Source organism: uncultured Roseobacter sp. (assembly GCF_947495025.1).
In the GTDB taxonomy this organism is placed as follows: domain Bacteria; phylum Pseudomonadota; class Alphaproteobacteria; order Rhodobacterales; family Rhodobacteraceae; genus Roseobacter.
Genome location: NZ_CANLXG010000002.1, coordinates 170127 through 191208 on the forward strand (window position 1 = coordinate 170127; position 21082 = coordinate 191208).

Here is a 21082-nt window from a genome sequence, read left to right on the forward strand (position 1 = left end):
TGCGCAACCGGACCGCCGGCTGACCCCCTGTTCGGACCCGGTGACACGTGCAGCCACACATCAGACCACTGGGATGACGGCCGGTTTTCAGCACCCGCCAGAACCTCCGCAACAGCCTTTCCTGACCCGTCAGAAACGCCCGCGGCGTCTCGCCGACCGCCGGAAACCAAAGGGCATGAAATGAGCAGATATCCGCGCGCGACAGGATCACCTGAAAAATGTGATCGGGCGGCACAAGCATTTATGTTGACCGGTGGCAGACGCATTGTCAGGCTGGAGGCATCAGAGAGGAATAAATATGCGCGGAAAATTCAAGGCAGCCCTGGCGGTTATGCTGGCGCCACTCGCCCTCCCGGCAGCGGCATCAGAGGGGACACGCATCCAGGTCACAGGCGAGATCATCGACACGTGGTGTTACTATTCGGGCGTGATGGGCGGCCCCGATGCGGTTGTCGGCTCGGCACACCACACCTGCGCGCTCTGGTGTTCGGCCGGCGGAATTCCGGTGGGACTGCTGGCAGAAGACGGCACGGTTTATATGGTGCTCAAAATTGAACAGGACGCAGGCTCCGCAAGCGGAGACACCCAGCTCAGTCTCGCGGCCCACACGGTCACAGCCGACGGCATGCTCTACGAACGCGACGGCCTGAACTATCTGGTGGTGAGCGAAGTCATCAGCGACATGGATATCGTCAATACCACCCACGAGGATTATGGCACCGTGCCACCTTTTTCATTCCCGGATCCGAACAAATGAGAAAACTTCTGACCCTTCTGGCGTTTGTCGCCAGCCCGCTGACAGCCCAGGACTTTTCCGAAGGTTCCGAGGCAAAAACCTGGAACCTCTATGCCGAAGTGCCTGCCCGGTTTGAGGCCACCGTCGTCGATGTTCTGTGCGAACTGACCGGCGACTGCCCGGCAAACTGCGGTGATGGCGCGCGCCAGCTGGGTCTGGTCCGCACGGCAGATGACGTGCTGGTTCTGCCGATGAAAAACAGCCAGCCCGCCTTTACCGGTGCGGCCGAAGAACTCCTGCCTTTCTGTGCCCAGGTGATCGAGGTGGACGGTCTGATGATCGAAGACGAGGACCTCGCAGCAAATAACATTTACCTGGTGCAGCGCATCAAAGCCGGTGATGCCGACTGGATCAAAGCCAACACCTGGACCAAGAAGTGGGCGAAGAAATACCCCGAAGCCAAGGGCAAAGGCCCCTGGTTCCGGCGCGATCCGCGGATCAGAGAGGTGACAGAACGTGAGGGCTATCTTGGCCTCGGTACCGAAGCCGATGCCGCCTATGCCGCGGAGAATTTCTGATGATCATCCGGGCCCTGCTGGCGGCTCTGCTGGTGAGTGGCCCGCTGGTGGCAGGCACACCACTGCCATTCGACATCGGTGGCCCGTTCAAGCTGACCGATCAGTATGGTCAGACCAGGACCGAGGCCGACCCTGACGGGCGGGCGCAACTGCTGTTTTTCGGCTATGCAAACTGTCAGAACATCTGTTCCGCTGCCCTGCCGGCCATGGCAGGCGTCGTGGACACCCTCGCCGAGGACGGGATAAGCGTCACGCCTGTGATGATTACCGTGGCGCCGGACCAGGACCGGGTTGGCACGATGGGGGCACCTCTTGCAGAAATTCACCCGGATTTCGTTGGTCTGACAGGCGAGCCCGAAGCCCTGAAATCAGCCTGGGATGCTTTTTCAGTCGAGGTCGAGCCGCTGTTTCAGGATCCCGAGTACGGCTGGATTTATTCGCACGGCAGCTTCGTACATCTGCTGGATGCCGACGGCCGGCTGCTCACGCTGTTGCCACCGGTACTCAGCGTTGACGAGACGGCCACAATTCTGCGTACCTATCTCTCACCGGATGGCTCGTAACACGGAAAAAGGGCGACCCTTTGCGGGGCCGCCCTGTGTTACTCGTTAAACGTCTGATGCAGGTCCGGCGTTATGCCGCGTTTTTCACATCACGGAAAAATGCGTCCACCTGATGCTCGGCATCGGATTTCGCATATCCATATTTCTCCTGAATGAGGCCGACGAACTTTTCGCGTTCGCCGCTGACTTCGGAAATCTCGTCTTCCGTCAGCTCGCCCCATTTTGCTTTGATGTCGCCGGTCATCTGCGACCAGTTGCCTTTGATGATGTCCCAGTTCATTGGTCTCTCCTTCGTCATGTCGTCTCAGTTGAGCCAAGCACATGCGCATCACATGCTCTTGGAGTAAGAACGTGCCAAAGGCGCTCAGAGTTCCGGAAAATATAAAAAAAATTCAGCCCGGGCCTAGGATGAACGATCATCCTGCCGTTCACCGGGCTGCGGCTCCAGGTCGTAGGGTGCGGCGATGCGCCAGACGTGATCCGGGATCATGTTCTTCATCCGGGCCGGCATCTGCCGGCGCAGGTGCAGAATGGTTTCTGCAGCTTTCATTTCCAGACGCGCGCGTGCGAATTCAAGACCTCTCGGACCTGTCCTCGGCTGCAGCCAGCTGACCACGGGACGCAGCCAGTCCGGCATGCGACGCAGCGGCAGCCCGCCTGCCGCACGTGCGGTATTGGCGATAAATCCTCTGACCGCGCCGGCGCGTCTGCCCGCTGATCCGGGCGCGCTCAGCTCGATCCTGTCTCCCAGCGACGCCAGCATCTCTGCACCGCGCGCGTTACGCACCAGCAGCCACTGATCGCCCTCGCCACCCATGTACCCTACCGTAATATCCGCCAGCGCGTTGGTGTAGTCGACACAGGTCCGGCAGGTCAGCGGAAAGAAGTCCTGAGGCAGATCCGAAATGGGAAGCGACAGGAACGGGATCATGCGCACCCGCCCGTCCGCATACCGCAGCTCCACCCGGTAATCTGCCCGAAATTCCAGATAGGTGATGCTGTCCGGATCCTCATCCAGCAACGCAAGAAACCGGTGAAAGTTCTCCGTGGTGGTGTTGTCTGAACAGGGTGTTCCGATAACAAAAAGCGCATCAAGGCCCAGAGCTTCCTCAAGCCTGCGCAACGCGTAGATCTGGCAGGGGATACCGATCACAGCCAGCCGCGAAAAACCGCGTTCCTGCGCCTCCTCCAGCAAGGCCAGCAGAGGCGCATATCCCATGCGCATGCCCCGTGCCTGCTCCATGCCGGCTGCATCCGTGATCAGCGCGGGCACAGGTCGCCACTTGTCCTGTGCGTCGGGCACCATGGTCAGAACTGCGTCAACCGTACCGGCTGCCAGCAGCTGCGCGCCCAGTGCAGTCGTGATCCCTGTCCACTGCGCACCAGCAGCGGGGGACGTCATGCGGGCCCGGTACATCGCCTGAAAGGGCCCAAAGAAACGCTCGTCACCTGTGCCGCGCTGACGTCCGTGTATGAGGGTTTCCATGCCCGCATAATCCGGCGCAATGAACTGGCACGCCCGCCCGCAGTCTCTGGCATTCTTCATGCGGGAAATTCCGCAGTCCGTGCAGAGTCCCCGCGGTGCGGGGGCCTCAAACGCGGGTGTTATGATCACGTGAACTGCTCATTGATCAGCCGCTCTTCGAGGCCGTGACCCGGATCAAAGAGAATCCGGTGCGCGACAGACGGCTCAGAACGGATTTCCACGGTAACCACACCTGTCACGGACTTGGCATCAGCCTCGGCCATAACGGGCCGCTTTTCAGGCTCCAGCACATCGAAACGCACTGTGGCGTCTTTGGGCAGCAGTGCGCCACGCCAACGCCGCGGCCGGAACGCACTCATCGCTGTCAGCGCCAGCACCTCTGAACCGATTGGCAGGATAGGCCCGTGCGCAGAATAATTGTACGCGGTCGAACCTGCCGGTGTGCTGACCAGCGCGCCATCACAGACCAGTTCGGCCATCCGCAACCGATCATCGACAGTGATCTTCAGCTTTGCCGCCTGCGGGCCCGCGCGCAGCAGCGAAACCTCGTTTATTGCCAGCGCCTCAACCACTGTGCCATCCGCCTGCGTGGCCTTCATGCTCAGCGGGTTGATCACCGCCTCTTCGGCATCGGCCAGCCGGTCGCGCAGGTCGGTCTCGGAATAGGTGTTCATCAGAAAGCCGATGGTGCCTCGGTTCATGCCGTAGACCGGCACATCAAGCCGCTGCGATGCATGCAGGGTCTGCAGCATAAACCCGTCGCCGCCCAGTGCTACGATGACTTCTGCCTCTTCGGGATCCACGTTGCCATAACGTGTGATAAGCGCCGCGCGCGCAGTCTGCGCCACTTCGGCGCGGCTGGCGGTAAAGGCGATTTTGTCAGGCATGGTCTTTCGCCGGTCAGGTTTATCTCCCTGAAACAAGCACATATGGCGCGCCATGACCAGAGCCCTGCCAAACAACCGGGTTCTCAGGTTTCCGATCCGCTCAGTCAATGCCGCGGTAAAGCGGCGGGGCGTCGCTTTACCGTCTTTTGCCGGTTTGATGTTTAGGCTATGAGGCGCGCATATCTGCTTTTTGCCAGGGAGACTGCCCCATGAACGCCCCGCACCGCACACCCGGATTTTTCACCGAACGCCTTGCAGACCGTGACCCGGAACTTTTCGGCTCTATCACCGACGAACTGGGACGTCAGCGCGACGAGATCGAACTGATTGCTTCTGAGAACATCGTTTCGGCCGCTGTTCTGGAGGCCCAGGGCTCGGTCATGACCAACAAATACGCCGAAGGCTACCCGGGGCGCCGTTACTATGGCGGCTGCCAGTTCGTTGATGTGGCGGAAAACCTGGCCATTGAACGGGCCTGCAAGCTCTTTGGCTGTGATTTTGCAAACGTCCAGCCCAATTCGGGCAGCCAGGCCAACCAGGGGGTCTTTCAGGCGCTTCTGCAACCGGGCGATACAATCCTCGGCATGTCGCTGGACGCAGGCGGACACCTGACCCACGGCGCGCGGCCCAACCAGTCCGGCAAGTGGTTCAACGCCGTGCAGTACGGCGTCCGCAAAGAGGACAACATGCTGGACTACGAACAGGTTGCAAACCTTGCCCACGAGCACCAGCCGAAACTGATCATCGCCGGCGGCTCTGCAATCCCGCGCCAGATCGACTTTGCAAAGATGCGTGAAATCGCAGACAGCGTCGGCGCCTATCTGCATGTGGACATGGCGCATTTTGCCGGTCTCGTGGCGGCAGGCGAACATCCCTCGCCCTTTCCCCATGCACACGTGGCGACAACGACGACCCATAAAACCCTGCGCGGCCCACGCGGCGGCATGATCCTGACAAATGACGAGGCGCTGGCGAAAAAGTTCAACTCTGCGATCTTCCCGGGCATCCAGGGCGGGCCACTGATGCATGTAATCGCGGCAAAAGCGGTGGCCTTTGGAGAAGCGCTGCGCCCTGAGTTCAGAAGCTATATTCAGCAGGTCGTCACCAATGCACAGGCACTCAGCGATCAGCTGATCAAAGGTGGACTGGATACGGTAACCCACGGCACTGATACGCATGTGGTGCTCGTAGACCTGCGCCCCAAAGGTGTGAAAGGCAACGCGACCGAAAAAGCGCTGGGTCGCGCGCATATTACCTGCAACAAAAACGGCGTGCCGTTCGATCCCGAGAAACCGATGGTCACATCCGGTATCCGCCTCGGCTCCCCGGCAGGGACGACGCGTGGCTTTGGCGAGCCTGAGTTCCGGCAGATCGCAGACTGGATTATCGAAGTGGTGGACGGTCTGGCAGCCAATGGCGAGGACGGCAATGCCGCCGTCGAAGAGAAGGTAAAAGCCGAAGTCGCAGAACTCTGTGCGCGTTTTCCGATGTACCCCAACCTCTGATCGTTTTTGCAGATTTACAGCTGAAATGGCTCCGCTTCGCCGATGCGGGGCCATTTTCATTGTGACGTCAGCCCTCGGCGGGTCCGGAGGCCCGTTCGCGCGGAACGGCATCAATTTCGCGGCGCTGCAGAATGCGGGATTTTACCCGTCTCTGGGCACGCACCGCACCCGCCGGGGATTCGCCGAACTGGTGTTCCTGCCCCTGCAGATCAGTAAAGCTCCAGCGCGCGACCAGAAGCTGGAAAATCTTCACTTCTTCGCCTTCGTCATCAGCATAGTACTGATGTTGCCACGCCCCTTTTATCTGAACCGGCAGACGGATTGCGTCCTTGGGCGGCGGTGGTCTGCGCTGTGCAGCCGCGCGCTGTGCGGCAAGGCTTTCCAACGCCTGCAGGGTGCGGGCCAGCGGGCCTGTATCAAGCGCTCTGCGGCCTGAGAAAACGGTCACGATTTCCTTGTCACTCTCAAAGAATGCGCGGGCCAGAAAAAGGTATCTGCCTGATCGGTGGAACCCCGGAACAATCTCGACCTCAATCGGTCCGCCGTACGTCCGGAACAGATCAAGATCCTCCTGCTCCGGGCTTTCACCCAGACGTCCGATAACGGTTTTTTTCATGGTTCGGTCAGGTCCTCGCGCCGTCATACTGAGCTGGCGCCCCCAAAGCCTTTCTGGCCGGAAAGTCTTAACAAATCTTTATCACCACCAGGGCCTGCGCCTGCGGTCTGGCGCGGAGCGGGAATATCCGCTAGCGAGGGGTCATGTTGAACTACAGCGAATATGGCGAGGGCGGGACCAGAGCGGTGGTGATTGTGCACGGCCTCTACGGTTCCGGGCGCAACTGGGGTGTAATCGCAAAACGCCTGGCAGCGGACACGCGCGTGATCACGGTGGACATGCGCAACCACGGTCACAGCCCGCGCACCGAAACACATACCTATGATGACATGGCAACAGACCTCGCAGAACTGATCACGCATCTTGGCGGACCGGTTCATGTGGTCGGGCATTCGATGGGCGGCAAGGCATCCATGATGCTGGCCCTGACCCGCCCCGATCTGGTGGATCGCCTGATTGTCGCGGACATTGCCCCCGTGAGCTACAGTCACAGCCAGATTCAGTACATCGAAGCCATGCGCGCGGTTGACCTGAGCATGGTGACACGGCGGTCGGAAGCAGAGAGCCAACTGGCCGAACAGGGTGTTGAACCTGCGCTCTGCAGCTTTTTCACACAGTCACTGGATGTGCCGGGCAAAACATGGCGGCTGAACCTGGATACGCTTGCTGCAGAAATGGACAAAATCCTCGGCTTTCCTGCGACAGATGCACGGTTTGACGGTGAGACCCTGTTTCTGTCCGGTGCGGCGTCAGATTATGTGTTGCCGGACCATCGTCCCGGGATCAGGCGCCTCTTTCCTCAGTCACATTTCGCGAAACTGCGGGGCGCTGGCCACTGGCTGCATGCAGAGAAACCGCGCGAGTTCGAAGCTGCTGTACGGACATTCCTGGGGCTCTGAACACGCGGCGGCTGACAGGCCCGCACAAACACCCGGCGAATCGCCCATTCCCCCTTGCGCAGCGGCCTCTCATGCCTATAACGCAGGACAATTTGGACACACGGGGGTGTCTGATCAAAAGGGGGCTGCGCCATGCCAAAGAGAACCGATATCAAATCGATCATGATCATCGGCGCGGGGCCCATCGTTATCGGTCAGGCCTGCGAATTCGACTATTCCGGCGCACAGGCCTGTAAAGCCCTCAGGGAAGAGGGGTATCGGGTGATCCTGGTCAACTCCAATCCCGCGACGATCATGACCGACCCCGGCCTGGCGGATGCAACCTATATCGAGCCGATCACGCCAGAGATGGTTGCCAAGATTATTGAGAAAGAACGCCCCGACGCGCTGCTGCCCACCATGGGTGGACAGACCGGTCTGAACACTTCGCTGGCGCTTGAGGAAATGGGCGTGCTCGACAAATACAATGTCGAGATGATCGGCGCAAAACGCGAAGCCATCGAAATGGCCGAAGACCGGAAACTGTTCCGCGAAGCGATGGACCGCCTGAACATCGAGAACCCCAAAGCGGCGATTGTCACCGCCCCGAAAGACGCCAATGGCAGGAAAGACCTGGCCGAGGGCGTGCGTCTGGCGCTCAACACGCTGGAAGAAGTTGGCCTGCCTGCCATCATCCGTCCCGCCTTTACCATGGGCGGCACCGGTGGCGGCGTGGCCTATAACCGGGATGACTATGAGGCGATCTGCCGGTCAGGCATGGATGCCTCGCCTGTGGGTCAGATCCTCGTCGATGAATCGCTGCTGGGCTGGAAAGAATACGAGATGGAGGTGGTGCGCGACACGGCCGACAATGCCATCATCGTCTGCTCGATTGAGAACGTCGACCCGATGGGCGTGCATACCGGCGACAGCATAACAGTGGCCCCGGCCCTGACGCTTACGGACAAAGAATACCAGATCATGCGTAACCACTCGATCGCCGTTCTGCGCGAGATCGGAGTGGAAACCGGCGGCTCCAACGTGCAGTGGGCCGTGAACCCGGTCGATGGCCGCATGGTCGTGATCGAAATGAACCCGCGCGTGTCGCGCTCCTCGGCGCTGGCGTCCAAAGCCACCGGCTTCCCGATTGCAAAGATCGCGGCAAAACTGGCCGTAGGCTATACGCTGGATGAGCTCGATAACGACATCACCCGCGTCACCCCTGCGAGCTTTGAGCCAACGATCGACTACGTCGTCACTAAAATCCCCAAGTTCGCCTTTGAAAAGTTCCCCGGGTCGACACCGGATCTGACGACGGCGATGAAGTCCGTCGGCGAAGCGATGTCGATCGGACGCACCATCCATGAGAGCATGCAAAAGGCGCTTGCCTCGATGGAAGAGGGTCTGAGCGGATTTGATGAAATCGACATCGAAGGCGTTGGCGTCGGCCACTGGGAAAGCGAAGGTGCCAGCAGAGCGGCAATCGTCAAGGCGATCAGCCGGCAGACACCCGACCGGCTGCGGACGATAGCTCAGGCCATGCGGCACGGGCTGAGCGATGACGAGATCCATGGCGTGACCATGTTTGACCCCTGGTTCCTTGCGCGGATCCGTGAGATTGTCGAAGCTGAGCGGGACCTGCGCACCAACGGACTGCCGGACGACGCAGGTGCACTGCGGCACCTCAAAATGATGGGTTTCACCGACGCCCGAATGGCCGCGCTGACAGGCCAGTCCGAGACATCTGTCCGCCGCACCCGGACCGATCTTGGTGTCACCGCCGTGTTTAAACGTATCGACACCTGTGCCGCCGAATTCGAAGCGCAGACGCCCTATATGTACTCCACCTACGAAACGCCGGTTTTTGGCGATGTGGAATGCGAAGCGCGCCCTTCTGATCGCAAAAAAGTGGTAATTCTCGGTGGAGGCCCGAACCGGATCGGCCAGGGGATCGAATTTGATTACTGCTGTTGCCATGCCTGTTACGCCCTGACGGATGCCGGTTACGAGACCATCATGGTCAATTGTAATCCCGAAACCGTCTCGACAGATTATGACACCTCGGATCGCCTCTATTTTGAACCGCTCACGTTCGAGCACGTCATGGAAATCATGCGTGTCGAACAGGAAAACGGCACCCTGCACGGTGTGATCGTTCAGTTCGGTGGCCAGACACCTCTCAAGCTGGCCAACGCGCTGCACGACGCGGGCATCCCGATCCTGGGCACCACACCAGACGCCATCGATCTGGCCGAAGACCGTGAACGGTTCCAGCAGCTGGTGCAGGGGCTTGGCCTGAAACAGCCAAACAATGGCATCGCCCATTCCGACGCCGAAGCACTGGAGATTGCAGAGGACATTGGCTTCCCGCTGGTCATCCGCCCCTCGTATGTGCTGGGCGGACGGGCCATGGAAATCGTGCGCGATCAGGCAAGCCTTGAACGCTATATCACGTCCGCCGTGGTTGTCTCGGGCGACAGCCCGGTATTGCTCGACAGCTATCTTGCCGGCGCGGTGGAGCTGGACGTCGACGCGCTCTGTGACGGCACGGATGTGCATGTCGCGGGCATCATGCAGCACATCGAAGAGGCCGGCGTGCACTCGGGCGACAGCGCCTGTTCCCTGCCGCCCTACTCCCTCTCCCGCGAGGTCATCGCGGAGGTAGAGGAGCAGACACGCGCCCTGGCAAAAGCCCTCAACGTGGTCGGTCTGATGAACATCCAGTTCGCGGTCAAGGATGGCGAGATTTATCTTATTGAGGTCAACCCGCGCGCCTCGCGCACCGTGCCCTTTGTCGCCAAAGCAACCGACAGCGCCATCGCGTCCATCGCCGCGCGCATCATGGCCGGTGAGCCGCTGAGCAACTTCCCTCTGCGCGCGCCCTATGATGCCAGTGCCGCCTATGATGACGTGTTGCCACTTGGTGATCCGATGACGCTGGCCGATCCGAACATGCCGTGGTTCTCGGTCAAGGAAGCTGTGCTTCCTTTTGCCCGTTTCCCCGGCGTGGACACGATCCTTGGGCCTGAAATGCGCTCCACCGGCGAGGTCATGGGCTGGGACCGCGACTTCCCCCGCGCCTTCCTCAAGGCGCAGATGGGCGCGGGCAACCCGCTGCCAACCTCCGGCTGTGCCTTTATCTCGATCAAGGACGCAGACAAAACAGAAGATATGCTGTCAGCAGCAAAAATTCTTCTGGAGCAAGGCTTTACCCTCGTGGCCACACGCGGCACAGCCAGCTGGCTCAACGAGCAGGGCCTGACCTGCGGGACGGTAAACAAGGTCTACGAGGGCCGCCCGGACGTCACCGACATGATGAAGGACGAAGGCATCCAGCTGGTGATGAACTCCACCGAGGGCGCCCAAGCCGTCGAGGACAGCAAATCCATTCGTTCCATCGCGCTGTATGACCGGATTCCCTACTTCACCACAGCTGCCGGGTCCTATGCCGCAGCGCTTGCGATCCGGGCACAGGCTGATGGGGATGTTGGCGTCAAATCACTGCAGGGATAAAGAGCTGCCCTTTCCCGTTTGCGAACACGAACGTCTGCTGTTGCGACGAAACCCTTTTCGCATCGTTGCACAGCGCCGTGTTGCGCAGGAAACTGCCAGCAGGCAAGGCGCGTCCGGCATGTGCAGCCACATGACGATGGTCACGGCCTCGATGCAGCCGGCACTGTCACGCAAGTTGACGTAATGTGCTACATATGCGGAAGGACAGTCAGGCAACAGAAAGATCGGGTTGCTGTGCGGCCGGGGCGGCAAACACGTTACAGTACCGCAAAGCATTGTGGGCGTTAAGTGATGCACCGGGCCTTCGGAACTCACGGGTCATTCACCTGATGGAAACAGAAAGCGATTTCCCCTTCTTCGACGTTCGCCAGTCTGTCCGGAAGCGTAACACCACGCGCCTGATCATTGCTCCAATGATGTCCGCTGTACTGATTGCATCCGGGCTTTGGCTCATTCCGGACAAGACTATCCTGAAAGTGGAAATCGAGGCTGTGGAAACCTGGTCTGTTCAGGCGTTCCTTGGCGTCGTTTGCATCGCCTGCGGGTTCTGTGGAATGCTGAGAGAGCTTTTATTCGCAGCGCGCTCCCTCGGGACTTCCGGCGAATGGCACTTCCGTCTGAAAGACGGCGAACTTCTCTGGCATGTACCGCGCCATGCGCACGGCAGCGAAAGCGGGTTCTCCGCCAGACTTGATGAATTGAAAGAAATCGAATTCCGGACAATTCACCAGGACGAAGCACAGGACAAACGCGAGTACTGGGTACATTTCCATGCACGTGACCCGGTACAGCTGCAACCGTATTCCGGTGTCAGCCTGTCGTGGCTGGCGGAGAACATCCGTGCGGCCGGCGTTCCGTACAGGGAAACGCATCGGGGATAACGGTTGCCTCCCGAGCGCGACGGTCGGCGGGGCGGTTATAAACACCGGTTTTTACATGGCGTTGCGTGCCGCCGGACGGACCGGGTGGTGCCCTGTTTGGACAGAACGCTCCGTCTGGCATAGACTGCACTCCATTCACTGAAGGATCACAAACATGCGCATTGCCACCGCTGTCGTTTTCGCAACCATGATTTCAGCCTGCACCCCCGCCCCCGAACCCGTCTCCGGTTCCCTGCCGCTTTTCGGCGAAGGCTACCGGTTCAAAGGCGATATCTGCCGCCGCGTCGGCGAGGATGATTTCACCAACCAGTTCCTCGATGATGCCGCCGATCTCGTGGCATGCCCTGCAGATGCCGAGAACCTCGGTGTGTTTGTGATCGACACCGGCGCGGTCGAGGTCGCGCGGCGTGATGGCTATGTGCTCTATTCAGTTCCCGTCCGCTGACGACCAGGTGCTCCGGCATTCCCCGCGCGCCCATACATTGACGACGCCGTACCGATAATGCGCAGACGCTGCGTCACTTGCCCTTGCCGGGCTTGACCACACCGCACAGATGGGACCAGAACGGCGCACCTTCGGAGATATGAGCCATGCACAGACCCGTCATAACCGGAACCGGCGTATTCACACCGGACAATGTGATCACCAACGCCGAACTCGTGACGGCCTTCAATGCATATGCAGACCTCTTCAATACAGAGAATGCAGCGGCAATTTCCGCAGGCACCGTCGAGGCCAAAGAACATTCATCCGAGGATTTTATCGTCAAAGCCTCGGGCATCCGACAGCGCTATGTGATCGACAAGTCAGGTGTGCTTGACCCTGCTGTCATGCACCCGTTGCTGCGGCAGCGCGACGATGATGAACCCTCGCTTATGGCAGAAATGGGTGTTGATGCGGCGCGCAAAGCTCTGTTGCAGGCCGGACGCACAGCGAGCGACGTTGATCTGGTAGTTTGTGCCGCCTCCAACATGGAGCGCGCCTATCCCGCTGTGGCGATCGAAATCCAGCAGCTTCTGGGTGTCAGCGGCTTTGCTTTCGACATGAATGTCGCGTGTTCCTCGGCCACTTTCGGCATCCAGGCCGCAGCCGACATGGTGCGTTCCGGCAGTATCCGCAGTGCCCTCGTGATCAACCCCGAAATCTGCTCGGCGCACCTGGAATGGCGTGACCGCGATTGCCATTTCATCTTTGGCGACGTGGCCACGGCAACCCTGATAGAACGCCGGGACGCCGCCAGCGGGGCGCATTTCGAAATCCTGTCGACCCGCTGCGCGACCGATTTTTCCAACAATATCCGCAATAACAACGGTTACCTGCGCCGCTCCCGCCCCGCCGGCATGGCTGACCGCCGCGACATGCAGTTCATGCAGAATGGCCGGAAAGTGTTCAAGGAAGTCCTGCCGATGGTGTCCGATCATATCGCCGCACATATGCAGAGCGAAGGCATCGCGGCTGATGACCTGAAACGCCTCTGGCTGCACCAGGCCAACAAAACAATGAATGATTTTATCGGCCGGAAAGTTCTTGGCAGAACGCCCGCGCCCGAAGAACAGCCCAACATCCTGCAGGACTATGCCAACACGTCGTCTGCCGGATCCATCATCGCATTCTCAAAATACTCCGATGACCTGGCAGAAGGTGACGCCGGGCTGATCTGTTCTTTTGGTGCGGGTTATTCGGTAGGTTCGGTGCTGCTGCGCAGGCACAGCTGAGTCTGTGTCACCAGGTCAGGCGGCCCCGTGATCCTGCTCCAGGTGCAGTTTCATGTCGATGAGTACCTGCTGCAACAGCGTTGTCTCCTTCAACAGACGCTTAGCCTCGTTGACGGTGATTTTTCCGTCTTCCATTGACTGCTGATATTCGCCCATCAGCATGGCAAAGCGCTGGCTCAGTGCAATCACATCGCTGTTTACACCGCCGGGACGTTCGTCGTTCGGACGCCGCTCGTCGTACTGCAATGAGGTACCGGACAGTTCTGCAAGCGCGCCGGTTACATGCGGGTACCGTGCGGCCTGCTCCAGCAGTGCAACCGTTTCGATCGGCATAAAGCGATCCGAATGCTCGTCGTGGTCCGAATAATAGCGGCCCAGCGTCGCCTTTGACTTCCCGGTCACACGGCAGGCCTGCTCGATGCCCACATCCTTCACAAGGGCCTCGGTGTGTTTTTTCAGATAACGCGCGATCGCAGTCATTGAGCATTCTCCCGAACCCGGTCTCGCCAATCGGTCGCCGGAAATACAGTTATGGCTTTCCCCATTAATCGGATGGCAGGGAAATGTCATTTATAAAAACGCACCCGCGTGTTTTGGGCATAAAGAGTGGCCGGCGCTCCCGCAGCTGGTTTTTTGGTAGGAGCCGCGCTGCGCTCTGTTGTGACGGGAAAACAGTCCGGCCCCCGCCGGGTATTGCGCAGCCGCTCCCTTCAACACCCCTGGTCCTGCTTGCGACCGCCCGTGCCCCGGATTATCAAACCGCATGGCCAAGCTTTACTTTCACTATTCGACCATGAACGCCGGCAAATCCACGGTGCTGCTTCAGGCTGCGCACAACTACCGGGAACGGGGTATGGAGCCTTATCTTCTGACCGCCCGGTTCGATGATCGCGCCGGCAAAGGCAGGATCGCCTCACGGATTGGCATAGGTGAACCCGCTGATACCTTCGGCCGTGAAGATGACCTCTTTGCTCTCATTCACAAACGCCAGAATGCCGGTCCGGTAGCCTGCGTTTTTATCGATGAAGCCCAGTTTCTGAGCAAGGAGCAGGTGTGGCAGCTTGCACGCGCTGTTGACGACCTTGGTGTTCCTGTCATGTGCTTTGGACTGCGGGTGGATTTTCGCGGCGAGCTCTTTCCCGGGTCGGCCACACTTCTCGCGCTCGCGGATGAGATGCGTGAAGTACGTACCATCTGTCATTGCGGGAAAAAAGCCACGATGGTCGTGCGCAAAGATCAGAACGGCAAAGCCCTGCTTGACGGCGCCCAGGTGCAGATCGGCGGAAACGAAACCTATGTCTCGCTGTGCCGCCGCCACTGGCGGGACGAAACAGAGAACAGCGCCTAGACGCCGTTGGGCAATGGCTGGTCGTCGAAGAACGCGACCAGATTGTTCACGCTCATCAGCCCCATATCTTCACGCACTTCGAGAGCTGCCGTGCCGATGTGCGGCAGCAGAACCACATTTTCCAGCGCTTTCAGAGCATCCGGCACCCGTGGTTCGAACTCATAGACGTCAAGACCCGCACCGCCGATCTGCCCCTGTTCCAGAGCCCCGATTAACGCTGCTTCTTCAACGACGTTACCCCGCGCGATATTGATCAGGTGCGCATGCGGCTGCATGGCCGCCAGCACGTCAGCATTGATCAGATGGTTGGTTTCCGCACCACCCGGCACAGCAATCACGACCACATCAACAGAGCCGGCCAGGGCCAGCAGACTGTCCGCCCGGGTTGCCGGGAAATCCAGCTGCTTTTCCGAACGGCTGTGATAGGCAACTGTCATGCCAAATCCGAAATGACAGCGCCGCGCGATGGCCTGACCAATCCGGCCCATACCGACAATACCGACCGTTTTTCCGCTCAGGTGCATCCCCAGCAGCTGCGTCGGATGCCAGCCTTCCCAGGCGCCTGCCCGCACGATCCGCTCGCCCTCACCCGCCCGGCGCGCGCTCATCAGCATCAGCGTCATCGCGGTATCTGCGGTGGCATCGGTTACCGCACCGGGCGTATTCGACACCGCAATGCCTGCGGCGCGGGCGGCGTCCACATCAATATGGTTGTAGCCGACACCAAAATTCGCCAGCAGGCGGCACCGCGGCGACGGCACATCTGCGAACAGACTGGCATCGTAGAGATCGCCGAGGGTCGGGACCACCGCATCATACTCCCGCAGCGACTCCAGCATCTCTGCGCGGCTCAGCGGACCTGTCTCAGCACGGACAGTCACGTCAAAGCGGGCGCGTGCGGCAGCCTGGACACGCTCTGGCAGCGGGCGGCTCATGAAAACGCGGGTCAATGCATCCGCCCTCCGTCCGGCACATCATGATCCGGACTGATCAGCACAATCGCACCATCACTGTCCGCGACCCCAAGCAACAGGACTTCAGACATGAATGGCCCGATCTGACGTGGCGGAAAATTGACGACACCCATAACCTGCCGGCCCACCAGCGTTTCCGGCGTGTAATGCGTGGTTATCTGGGCAGAGGTCTTTTTCTCGCCGATGTCCGGGCCGAAATCGATCCAGACCTTGATTGCGGGCTTGCGCGCCTCCGGGAAGGGTTCCGCACGCAGGACCGTGCCTTTGCGGATGTCCACCGCCATGAAGTCATCGAACGTAATTTCAGCCATTTGCCAGCTCTCTTGATCTGTCTGTTGCCGCTTTCACCGCGCGTTTCATCAGCGCGGGAAAGCCGTGTTCTGCGTCCATCAGCACTTCGAGGGCTGCCTGTGTTGTCCCATTGGGCGATGTGACGTTGATGCGCAGCTGGTCCGGACCGATATCTGCAGATTGCGCAAGAGCACCGGCACCCGCCACGGTCGCCGTTGCAAGTTTCAGAGCCAGGTCAGGTGCCAGTCCCTCGGCCTCGCCCGCCGCCGCAAGCGTTTCGATCATATGAAAAACATACGCCGGTCCTGAACCGCTCACACCGGTGACGGCATCAATATCAGCCTCTGCCTCGAGGCGCACGACCTCGCCGACAGCTGACAGCAGAGCCTCGGCCTCATTCAGCGACGCCTCGCCCGCGCTATCATTGCCCGCAATCGCCGTAATCCCGCGCGAGATGGCCGCCGGGGTGTTCGGCATTGCGCGTACTACCGGCGTATCGGCGCCCAGCATCTGTTCAAAGTAACTGATGGTGATACCGGCGGCCACGCTCACGAACACTGTGCTGCCCCCGCCCATGGCTTTCAGCTCCGGCAATGCGTCGGCCATCATCTGTGGCTTGACGGCGACCAGGACAACCGCGGGTGTCGCAGGCAGGTGCGCGTTCAGTACGACACCTGTGCTTTTCAGCCAGTCCGAAGGATAAGGGTCAATGACACTGACGGAGGACGCCGGCAGCCCCTGGGCCAGCCAGCCCTGAAGCATCGCTGACCCCATTTTGCCACAGCCCAGAAGGACAAGGCCCTCGCGCGCGATTCGACTGTTTTCCATGTACCCCCCTCGCGTTCCGTTCGGGGGTCAGGTTTACGCGCGGCCGTAAGCCTCTGCAATGGCCACCTGCAGTGCCTCGGCCGGTGTCTGATCGCCCCAGGCAAGCAGCTGCATTGCAGGGTAGTAACGCTCGGCACTCATCACTGCGGCCCGGATCATGGTGTCAATCTGATCCGCGCTGGCCACATGACCGCCGGAAAGCACGAGGCCATAGCGATAAACCATGAGGTTCTGTTCCTGCCAGTACGTGAAGGCACCCGCCCAGCACTGATCATTGATATGATTCAGAAGCTCATACGTGAGAGCCAGTTTCTCTTCGGGCGGCTCCATGTCAAATGTGCAGATCATCCGAAGCGTCTCGTCATAGGCGGACCACGCAAGCGTCAGCGAATAGGTGCGCCACTGCCCTTCTACGGCCATCGCGATCTGCTCATCGGAAATCCGGTCAAAATCCCATTCATGGTGGGCAGCCAGATGTTCAACGATGTCGATGGGGTGAATGTCTTCTTCCAGATACTGCTCGGACAGGGCCATAGGTACACCTCTTTTTTTCGCTCTGGCGATGAGGGCCTATTGGCCCCCAGGAACCAGGTGCCTGCGCTATGGGTCGGGGCGATCCCCTCGACCCATACACAATATGGTGCTGTGCCATGGCTTCTCTGGCAACCCCTTTTCTTGCGGGTTAACACAATAAGTTGTGGATATCGCGATTTGCGGCTCAAATTGTCCGCATGTGTTAACACCTGAGGCACGGGTAAAGAAAATCTTTACCGTTTCGCCGGTTTTCAGGTCATTTCGCAGGTTTGTATCAGGCGGCGCACCGCCAAAAGATCACTCTTTCGCTTCGAGCGCATCAAGGCGCGCACGCAGCGCTTCGTTTTCCTCACGCGCCTTCTGCGCCATGCTGCGCACCGCGTCGAACTCTTCGCGCGTCACGAAATCGCGGTCAGCGAGCCAGCGGTCAACAAGACTCTTCATGGCGGTTTCGGCCTCTTCACGCGCACCCTGCGCCACACCCATGGCGTTGGTCATAAGCTGTGAAATGTCGTCGAACATTTTGTTGCGCGTCTGCATGTGATCTCTCCGTCTCGCTGTCAGTTGGTATATGGGGCTGTTCGACCCGCGCTGCAAGGTTGACTTCCCGCACGCAGCGCGGGCAATTGGGCGTTATGCAAGCGATCCTCCCGTTTCCGGAAATTTCACCCGAGATTTTTTCTGTTACCGTCTTTGGCTTTGAGCTGGCCCTGCGGTGGTACGCCATGGCGTATATCGTCGGGATTGTCATCGGCTGGCGGCTGGTTGTCGCGGCGCTGCAGCGCCCCGCTCTCTGGCCCGCTGAAACCCCACCGGCCACACCCCGTCAGATCGAAGACCTGCTGACCTGGGTGATCCTGGGCGTCATCATCGGCGGGCGGCTGGGCTATGTCTTTTTTTACCAGCGCGATTACTATCTCGACCATCCCGGAGAAATCCTCGCCGTATGGCAGGGGGGTATGGCGTTTCACGGCGGGTTGCTGGGTGTTATCACTGCAGCGTTTCTTTTTGCCTGGAAGCACGCTCTGCCCCGGCTGAGCCTTGCAGATGCAATTGCACTCGGCGTGCCGCCGGGCCTGTTGCTCGGGCGGCTGGCAAACTTTATCAATGGCGAGCTCTGGGGCCGGCCCACGGATCTGCCATGGGGCGTGGCCTTCCCCGGACCCGAGGCACAGAACTGCCCGGATGTGGCGGGTATATGCGCCCGGCATCCGTCCCAGCTTTACGAAGCCGGGCTGGAAGGCCTGTTGCTGGGTGTCCTGCTGATCTGGCTGGTCTGGCGTTCAGGCGCCTTGCGGCGTCCGGGACTGATCGCAGGCGTTTTCTTTGCCGGTTACGGCCTTTCGCGGTTTCTCGTCGAATTTGTGCGTCAGCCTGATGCGCATTTCGTTACGGCAGGTAACCCATTGGGGCTTGCATGGCACGTCGGCGGCTGGGGGCTGACAATGGGTCAGCTGTTGTCGCTGCCGATGATACTGGCCGGAGCCTGGCTGATCCTGAAAGCGAGACCGGTCCGGTGAGCCTGCGCGCAGAACTGCTTGCCAGGATTGCGGCAAACGGACCGCTGAGTGTTGCGGAATACATGCAGGAATGCCTCCTGCACCCCCGGTTTGGCTATTACACCACGCGCGAGCCATTCGGCAGCGCGGGCGATTTTGTGACCGCTCCGGAAATCAGCCAGATGTTCGGAGAACTTGTCGGCCTCTGCCTTGCACAGGCGTGGGCAGACCAGGGGCGGCCGGCAGCGTTCACACTGGCAGAGGCCGGACCCGGTCGGGGGACACTGATGGCAGATATCCTGCGCGCGGCCGGTCAGCTGCCGGGCTTTCGGGAGGCGGCGAACGTCGTCCTGATTGAGGCGTCCGATCGCCTCAGGAACGAGCAGCGCAGGACGCTGGAGGGCATTCAGTTAACTTTCGTAAACACCTGTGCAGAGCTGCCTGACGCACCATTGTTTTTTGTGGCGAATGAATTTTTCGACGCGCTGCCGATCCGGCAATTTCAGCGCGATCAGACGCACTGGCGGGAACGCCAGATCGGCGAGGCAGACGGTGATCTTTGTTTCGGACTGGGGCCCCTAAGCCCGCAACCTGCCCTGGCGGGTCGCCTCGACGACACCGTGTCCGGCGATCTTGTCGAGTACTGTCCGGCCGCAGCACCTGCGGTCGATGCAACTGGCCGCCGGATTGCGGAGTATGGTGGTGCGGGACTGATCATCGACTATGGCGACTGGCGCAGCCTGGGCGATACGCTGCAGGCTCTGAAGTCCCGGTCACCGGTTGATCCCCTGGCGTCCCCTGGCGAGGCTGACCTTACGGCCCATGTCGATTTCGAAGCGCTCTCCGCCGCCGCTCCCTGTGCCTGTACGCGCGTGACACCACAGGGGATATTTCTTGAACGTCTGGGCATCACTGCGCGCGCACAGGCGCTGGCCAGCAGGCTGAGCGGAGCTGCGCTGGAGCAGCACATCGCCGCACATCGCCGCTTGACGCACCCTCAGGAAATGGGAAACCTGTTCAAGGTTCTGGGGCTTTTTCCCCACGCCGGCACACCTCCGCCAGGACTGGAAGTATGACCCTCGAAATTCTGACATCTGACACTCTCGGCGACGTACGCCACGGTTTCTTTACCCGCCGTGGCGGCGCTTCTTCCGGAGTATTCGCTGGCCTGAACTGTGGAACAGGAAGCTCGGACCAGTCAGAAATCGTCGCGATTAACCGTGGGCGCGTCGCCGGAGCCATGCAGGTGCCCGCAGATCACCTGGTTGGGGTCTACCAGGTCCACTCTGCAAGAGTTATCGAAATAAACGCGCCTCTGACGGACAAACCCCAGGCTGACGCGATGGTCACGCGTACACCCGGCATTGCACTTTCGGTTCTGACCGCAGATTGCCAGCCGGTGCTGTTCGCGGATCACGGTACCGGCGTCATTGGCGCCGCACATGCGGGTTGGCGTGGTGCGCTGGACGGTGTGCTGGAAGCAACGGTCGAAGCCATGGTTGGGCTCGGCGCGGAGCGCAATGACATTACGGCTGTGATCGGCCCGTCAATTTCCCAGACTGCCTACGAGGTGGGCCCGGAGTTTTTTGACACCTTCATGGCCGAAGACAGCGACTATGCCCGGTTCTTTGCGAACGGAGAAGGCGATCGCTTTCATTTCGATCTGCCTGGCTTCGGCCTTCACCGGCTGCGCAGCGTGGGAATAGCTGAAGCTGAATGGACCCGTCACTGTACCTATTCAGACCCTGACCGTTTCTATTCCTACAGGCGAACGACGCACGCCAAGGAAGCGGACTATGGCCGGCTGATTGCCGCGATCGCGCTCTGAAAAAGCACCGATACCGGCAGAAATCTGGCAAACGCTGCCTGGAAATTGCCAGAATGCTCATAAACAATCCCGCTGCTTTACACGGATTGTTCGGGTCATAAAAAACCGATCTACCCTTTTCCGTTTAATTTCAATTTATTACGCATTTATGGAGAATTGCGGCAATTCGTTCAAAATTGCAGCGGATCTGCTGAAAGAATTGTTGAAAAAAAACGGTCATGGTCAAAATCCGGCCAGATTGAACGGGCAATTTAAGGGTTAACAAGAGGCAAAAAGGCCCAATCGCAGATAATCGAGCAGGACACGACAATGAAAAAGAACGCACGTTTCATACAATCGGTCATCAGGACAGCGTCGGCGTCAGACACCGAGTTGCCCTGGACCCGCGGCAGCCGCCGGGCGGCTTTCATTGCGCGTCGAA

At 59.8% G+C, this 21082-nt stretch carries 23 protein-coding genes; 13 read left to right on the top strand and 10 right to left on the bottom strand.

Going from position 1 to position 21082, the window contains the following annotated elements; translation table 11 throughout:
• Positions 1 to 298 precede the first annotated feature (298 nt).
• Genes Q0792_RS08860 through Q0792_RS08870 form a run of 3 tightly spaced genes read left to right on the top strand, consistent with a single transcriptional unit; the run spans position 299 to position 1877 of the window.
• Entirely contained in the window at positions 299 to 757 is a 459-nt protein-coding gene (locus Q0792_RS08860; protein WP_298839119.1) for a hypothetical protein, read from the top strand.
• Positions 754 to 1314 (top strand): hypothetical protein, encoded by a 561-nt coding sequence (locus tag Q0792_RS08865; RefSeq protein ID WP_298839120.1) that lies wholly within the window; start codon positions 754 to 756, stop codon positions 1312 to 1314. Before Q0792_RS08860 ends, Q0792_RS08865 begins: the two co-directional genes overlap by 4 nt.
• Positions 1314 to 1877 carry an SCO family protein gene (locus Q0792_RS08870; protein WP_298839121.1) on the top strand — a complete coding sequence of 188 codons (564 nt, stop codon included), beginning with the start codon at positions 1314 to 1316 and terminating at the stop codon, positions 1875 to 1877. The genes Q0792_RS08865 and Q0792_RS08870 overlap by 1 nt, the downstream gene beginning before the upstream one ends.
• A 70-nt stretch (positions 1878 to 1947) precedes the next feature.
• On the opposite strand, the gene Q0792_RS08875 is transcribed toward Q0792_RS08870, so the two are convergent.
• The 3 genes from Q0792_RS08875 to Q0792_RS08885 form a co-directional block, all read right to left on the bottom strand.
• Positions 1948 to 2157, bottom strand: coding sequence for a CsbD family protein (locus Q0792_RS08875; RefSeq protein ID WP_298839122.1), 210 nt, complete (start codon positions 2155 to 2157; stop codon positions 1948 to 1950).
• Between the two features lie 123 nt (positions 2158 to 2280).
• A complete protein-coding gene (locus tag Q0792_RS08880) occupies positions 2281 to 3489 on the bottom strand; it encodes a Coenzyme F420 hydrogenase/dehydrogenase, beta subunit C-terminal domain (RefSeq protein ID WP_298841796.1) in 1209 nt (402 codons plus the stop codon).
• The gene (locus tag Q0792_RS08885) at positions 3489 to 4250 is read right to left on the bottom strand and encodes an NAD kinase (RefSeq protein WP_298839124.1); all 762 of its coding nucleotides are present in this window, start codon (positions 4248 to 4250) and stop codon (positions 3489 to 3491) included. The genes Q0792_RS08880 and Q0792_RS08885 overlap by 1 nt, the downstream gene beginning before the upstream one ends.
• Positions 4251 to 4459: 209 nt before the next feature.
• Here Q0792_RS08885 and glyA point away from each other — a divergent pair, with 209 nt between their 5' ends.
• Positions 4460 to 5755, top strand: a complete 1296-nt coding sequence (gene glyA, locus Q0792_RS08890) for a serine hydroxymethyltransferase (protein WP_298839127.1) — start codon at positions 4460 to 4462, stop codon at positions 5753 to 5755.
• 67 nt (positions 5756 to 5822) lie between these two features.
• On the opposite strand, the gene Q0792_RS08895 is transcribed toward glyA, so the two are convergent.
• The gene (locus tag Q0792_RS08895) at positions 5823 to 6371 is read right to left on the bottom strand and encodes a hypothetical protein (protein WP_298839130.1); all 549 of its coding nucleotides are present in this window, start codon (positions 6369 to 6371) and stop codon (positions 5823 to 5825) included.
• Between the two features lie 143 nt (positions 6372 to 6514).
• Here Q0792_RS08895 and Q0792_RS08900 point away from each other — a divergent pair, with 143 nt between their 5' ends.
• The 5 genes from Q0792_RS08900 (at position 6515) to Q0792_RS08920 (ending at position 13359) form a co-directional block, all read left to right on the top strand.
• On the top strand, positions 6515 to 7270 hold the full coding sequence (locus Q0792_RS08900) for an alpha/beta fold hydrolase (RefSeq protein WP_298839133.1): 756 nt from the start codon (positions 6515 to 6517) through the stop codon (positions 7268 to 7270).
• A 132-nt stretch (positions 7271 to 7402) separates the two neighbouring features.
• Positions 7403 to 10762, top strand: coding sequence for a carbamoyl-phosphate synthase large subunit (gene carB / locus Q0792_RS08905; protein WP_298839135.1), 3360 nt, complete (start codon positions 7403 to 7405; stop codon positions 10760 to 10762).
• Between the two features lie 329 nt (positions 10763 to 11091).
• A complete protein-coding gene (locus Q0792_RS08910) occupies positions 11092 to 11643 on the top strand; it encodes a hypothetical protein (protein WP_298839137.1) in 552 nt (183 codons plus the stop codon).
• Positions 11644 to 11797: 154 nt separating this feature from the next.
• Positions 11798 to 12088 carry a hypothetical protein gene (locus tag Q0792_RS08915; RefSeq protein ID WP_298839139.1) on the top strand — a complete coding sequence of 97 codons (291 nt, stop codon included), beginning with the start codon at positions 11798 to 11800 and terminating at the stop codon, positions 12086 to 12088.
• Between the two features lie 146 nt (positions 12089 to 12234).
• Positions 12235 to 13359, top strand: coding sequence for a beta-ketoacyl-ACP synthase III (locus tag Q0792_RS08920; protein WP_298839141.1), 1125 nt, complete (start codon positions 12235 to 12237; stop codon positions 13357 to 13359).
• Positions 13360 to 13374: 15 nt separating this feature from the next.
• On the opposite strand, the gene Q0792_RS08925 is transcribed toward Q0792_RS08920, so the two are convergent.
• A complete protein-coding gene (locus Q0792_RS08925) occupies positions 13375 to 13839 on the bottom strand; it encodes a hypothetical protein (protein ID WP_298839143.1) in 465 nt (154 codons plus the stop codon).
• A 283-nt stretch (positions 13840 to 14122) separates the two neighbouring features.
• Between Q0792_RS08925 and Q0792_RS08930 the strand changes: the two genes are divergently transcribed.
• Positions 14123 to 14707, top strand: coding sequence for a thymidine kinase (locus tag Q0792_RS08930; RefSeq protein WP_298839145.1), 585 nt, complete (start codon positions 14123 to 14125; stop codon positions 14705 to 14707).
• Here the strand turns inward: Q0792_RS08930 and Q0792_RS08935 are convergent.
• The 5 genes from Q0792_RS08935 to Q0792_RS08955 all read right to left on the bottom strand — a co-directional run bounded on the left by Q0792_RS08935 (position 14704) and on the right by Q0792_RS08955 (position 17874).
• Complete coding sequence (locus tag Q0792_RS08935; protein WP_298841799.1) at positions 14704 to 15642, bottom strand: D-glycerate dehydrogenase; 939 nt, start codon at positions 15640 to 15642, stop codon at positions 14704 to 14706. The two genes, Q0792_RS08930 and Q0792_RS08935, sit on opposite strands and share 4 nt — an antisense overlap.
• An 11-nt stretch (positions 15643 to 15653) precedes the next feature.
• Positions 15654 to 15992 (bottom strand): tRNA-binding protein, encoded by a 339-nt coding sequence (locus Q0792_RS08940; RefSeq protein ID WP_298839148.1) that lies wholly within the window; start codon positions 15990 to 15992, stop codon positions 15654 to 15656.
• Positions 15985 to 16800, bottom strand: coding sequence for a pyrroline-5-carboxylate reductase (gene proC, locus Q0792_RS08945; protein ID WP_298839151.1), 816 nt, complete (start codon positions 16798 to 16800; stop codon positions 15985 to 15987). The genes Q0792_RS08940 and proC overlap by 8 nt, the downstream gene beginning before the upstream one ends.
• Before the next feature lie 33 nt (positions 16801 to 16833).
• A complete protein-coding gene (locus tag Q0792_RS08950) occupies positions 16834 to 17334 on the bottom strand; it encodes a YbjN domain-containing protein (RefSeq protein WP_298839153.1) in 501 nt (166 codons plus the stop codon).
• A 297-nt stretch (positions 17335 to 17631) separates the two neighbouring features.
• Positions 17632 to 17874, bottom strand: coding sequence for an accessory factor UbiK family protein (locus Q0792_RS08955; RefSeq protein WP_298839156.1), 243 nt, complete (start codon positions 17872 to 17874; stop codon positions 17632 to 17634).
• 95 nt (positions 17875 to 17969) lie between these two features.
• Here Q0792_RS08955 and lgt point away from each other — a divergent pair, with 95 nt between their 5' ends.
• From lgt to pgeF, 3 genes are read left to right on the top strand one after another with little or no spacing between them, the layout of a single operon-like run.
• A complete protein-coding gene (gene lgt, locus Q0792_RS08960) occupies positions 17970 to 18854 on the top strand; it encodes a prolipoprotein diacylglyceryl transferase (RefSeq protein ID WP_298839161.1) in 885 nt (294 codons plus the stop codon).
• Positions 18851 to 19909 (top strand): SAM-dependent methyltransferase, encoded by a 1059-nt coding sequence (locus Q0792_RS08965; RefSeq protein WP_298841802.1) that lies wholly within the window; start codon positions 18851 to 18853, stop codon positions 19907 to 19909. The genes lgt and Q0792_RS08965 overlap by 4 nt, the downstream gene beginning before the upstream one ends.
• Positions 19906 to 20661 (top strand): peptidoglycan editing factor PgeF, encoded by a 756-nt coding sequence (gene pgeF / locus Q0792_RS08970; RefSeq protein ID WP_298839164.1) that lies wholly within the window; start codon positions 19906 to 19908, stop codon positions 20659 to 20661. Before Q0792_RS08965 ends, pgeF begins: the two co-directional genes overlap by 4 nt.
• The last annotated feature ends 421 nt before the right edge of the window (positions 20662 to 21082 follow it).

Coding starts and splice junctions, on each gene's coding strand:
- Q0792_RS08860 (WP_298839119.1), top strand. CDS start 299: ATGCGCGGAAAATTCAAGGCAGCCCTGGCGGTTATGCTGGCGCCACTC.
- Q0792_RS08865 (WP_298839120.1), top strand. CDS start 754: ATGAGAAAACTTCTGACCCTTCTGGCGTTTGTCGCCAGCCCGCTGACA.
- Q0792_RS08870 (WP_298839121.1), top strand. CDS start 1,314: ATGATCATCCGGGCCCTGCTGGCGGCTCTGCTGGTGAGTGGCCCGCTG.
- Q0792_RS08875 (WP_298839122.1), bottom strand. CDS start 2,157: ATGAACTGGGACATCATCAAAGGCAACTGGTCGCAGATGACCGGCGAC.
- Q0792_RS08885 (WP_298839124.1), bottom strand. CDS start 4,250: ATGCCTGACAAAATCGCCTTTACCGCCAGCCGCGCCGAAGTGGCGCAG.
- glyA (WP_298839127.1), top strand. CDS start 4,460: ATGAACGCCCCGCACCGCACACCCGGATTTTTCACCGAACGCCTTGCA.
- Q0792_RS08895 (WP_298839130.1), bottom strand. CDS start 6,371: ATGAAAAAAACCGTTATCGGACGTCTGGGTGAAAGCCCGGAGCAGGAG.
- Q0792_RS08900 (WP_298839133.1), top strand. CDS start 6,515: ATGTTGAACTACAGCGAATATGGCGAGGGCGGGACCAGAGCGGTGGTG.
- carB (WP_298839135.1), top strand. CDS start 7,403: ATGCCAAAGAGAACCGATATCAAATCGATCATGATCATCGGCGCGGGG.
- Q0792_RS08910 (WP_298839137.1), top strand. CDS start 11,092: ATGGAAACAGAAAGCGATTTCCCCTTCTTCGACGTTCGCCAGTCTGTC.
- Q0792_RS08915 (WP_298839139.1), top strand. CDS start 11,798: ATGCGCATTGCCACCGCTGTCGTTTTCGCAACCATGATTTCAGCCTGC.
- Q0792_RS08920 (WP_298839141.1), top strand. CDS start 12,235: ATGCACAGACCCGTCATAACCGGAACCGGCGTATTCACACCGGACAAT.
- Q0792_RS08925 (WP_298839143.1), bottom strand. CDS start 13,839: ATGACTGCGATCGCGCGTTATCTGAAAAAACACACCGAGGCCCTTGTG.
- Q0792_RS08930 (WP_298839145.1), top strand. CDS start 14,123: ATGGCCAAGCTTTACTTTCACTATTCGACCATGAACGCCGGCAAATCC.
- Q0792_RS08935 (WP_298841799.1), bottom strand. CDS start 15,642: ATGAGCCGCCCGCTGCCAGAGCGTGTCCAGGCTGCCGCACGCGCCCGC.
- Q0792_RS08940 (WP_298839148.1), bottom strand. CDS start 15,992: ATGGCTGAAATTACGTTCGATGACTTCATGGCGGTGGACATCCGCAAA.
- proC (WP_298839151.1), bottom strand. CDS start 16,800: ATGGAAAACAGTCGAATCGCGCGCGAGGGCCTTGTCCTTCTGGGCTGT.
- Q0792_RS08950 (WP_298839153.1), bottom strand. CDS start 17,334: ATGGCCCTGTCCGAGCAGTATCTGGAAGAAGACATTCACCCCATCGAC.
- Q0792_RS08955 (WP_298839156.1), bottom strand. CDS start 17,874: ATGCAGACGCGCAACAAAATGTTCGACGACATTTCACAGCTTATGACC.
- lgt (WP_298839161.1), top strand. CDS start 17,970: ATGCAAGCGATCCTCCCGTTTCCGGAAATTTCACCCGAGATTTTTTCT.
- pgeF (WP_298839164.1), top strand. CDS start 19,906: ATGACCCTCGAAATTCTGACATCTGACACTCTCGGCGACGTACGCCAC.